General features: G+C 70.2%; 2 protein-coding genes. One reads left to right on the top strand and one right to left on the bottom strand.

From position 1 onward, the window contains the following. The coding region (locus DBR34_RS21535) for a hypothetical protein (protein WP_181394059.1) at window positions 1-601 on the top strand (601 nt) is incomplete at its 5' end. 60 nt (window positions 602-661) lie between these two features. Here DBR34_RS21535 and rlmD read toward each other — a convergent pair. Next, the coding region (rlmD, locus tag DBR34_RS17370) for a 23S rRNA (uracil(1939)-C(5))-methyltransferase RlmD (RefSeq protein ID WP_258224071.1) at window positions 662-1,903 on the bottom strand (1,242 nt) is incomplete at its 5' end.

Genomic DNA, 1,903 nt, shown 5'->3' on the forward strand with positions numbered 1-1,903 from the left:
GTTGCTGGCCCTGCCGGTCGCGCATGCCGCCACATCCCCCGATCCCACCCTGGCGCAGGCCCAGGCGGCGATGGATCGCCTGTTCGACGAGGCCATCGCCGATCGCCCGGCCAGCGACAGCAGCCGCCTGGTGGCCGAGGCCTTCCGCCCGCGCCTGCACGCCGTGTCCGGCTGCCTGCCGGTCACCGACGCCGACCCGCCCAGCGTGGACTGCATCGTCACCGCGGAGGACGGCGCGGACGCGGTGCACCGCCTGTTGCGCTTCAGCCAGGTCGACGGCACGTGGGCGCTGCTGTACACGCAGCAGCAGCGTCAGCGGCCGGCGCCGGTGCCGCCCACGGCACGCGTGCAGGTGCTGCTGCGCGAGGGCTTTGCTGCGCGGTTGGCACGCGAACAGGATGCGGGCACGCGTGCGGATCTGACCCTGGCCATGAACAATGCCGAGGTGCTGGACGTGCGCAACTGCGCGGTCGGCGACGACGCGCCGGTGATCGAATGCACGGTCAGCGCGAGTGCCGGCGGCGAGCGCGGCGAGCGCGGCGAGCAGACCGTGGCGTTTGCGTGGCGGGACGGACAGTGGGTCAACGCCCCGCAGCCGTAAGCGGCCGCCCCGGTCGAGCGCCGATGCGATGCATCGGCCGCCCGGCCGGTGGCCCCGGCCTCAGCGCTTCTCGAACACCGCGATGCTTTCCACGTGCGCGGTATGCGGGAACATGTCCATCGCACCGGCACTGACCAGGGTGAAGCCCTGTTCGTTGACCAGGTAGCCGGCATCGCGCGCCAGCGAACCCGGGTGGCAGCTCACGTAGACGATGCGCTTGAACTGCTTCAGCGGCAGCTGCTGCAATACTTCGATCGCGCCCGAACGCGGCGGGTCCAGCAGGAGCTTGTCGAAGCCCTGGCGCATCCACGGGGCGTTGCGCTGGTCCTGGGTGAGGTCGGCGGCATGGAACTGCGCGTTGGCCAGGCCGTTGCGCTCGGCGTTTTCCCGGGCCCGGGCGACCAGGCCTGCATCGCCTTCCACGCCCACCACGTCACGCACGGTACGCGCCAGCGGCAGGGTGAAGTTGCCCAGCCCGCAGAACAGGTCCAGCACGCGCTCGTCCGGACCGGCCTCCAGCAGCTCCAGCGCCAGCGCGATCATCTTCACGTTGAGCGAGGCATTGACCTGGATGAAGTCCAGCGGGCGGAAGGCCAGCTCCACATCCCACGGCGCCAGCTTGAACGACAGCGGCACCTCGGCCGGCCACAACGGCTGTACCGACTCCACGCCGCCGGGCTGCAGCGAGATCGCAAAGCCATGTTCCTGCCCGAAGGCGGTCCAGGCGGCGCGGTCGGCTTCGGTCAGCGGCTGCATGTGGCGGATGGTGAGCATGATCGCCTCGTCGCCGGCGATGAACTCGATCTGCGGGATGTCGCGCTTGCCGTCGAGGGTTTCGATGAACGCCGCCATCGCCCAGACCTTGCTGCCGATCTCCGGAATGACGGTCAGGCACTGGCTCAGGTCGGCCACGAAGCGCGGGTCCAGCTCACGGAAGCCGACCAGGGTCTTGTCCTTCTTTTCCACCCGGCGCACCGAGAAGCGGCCCTTGCGGCGGTAGCCCCAGCTGTCGCCCACCAGCGGCGGCAGCACCTTGCCGGGGGTGACATGGCCGATCCGGGTCAGATTGTCCGTAAGGACCCGTTGCTTGGCCACGATCTGCTGCGACTCTTCCAGGTGCTGCAACACGCACCCGGCGCAGACGCCGAAATGCGGGCAGCGCGGGGTGACCCGCTGCGGCGACGGCTGCAGCACCTCCAGGGTGCGCGCCTCGTCGAAATGGCGGTTGCGCGCGGTCGGCTCGGCGCTCACCACTTCGCCGGGCAGTGCGCCGGTGATGAAGGTGACCTTGCCGCCCTCGCC

Origin of the sequence: Stenotrophomonas sp. HMWF003, from assembly GCF_003061285.1 — a bacterium.
Lineage (GTDB): Bacteria > Pseudomonadota > Gammaproteobacteria > Xanthomonadales > Xanthomonadaceae > Stenotrophomonas > Stenotrophomonas maltophilia_AP.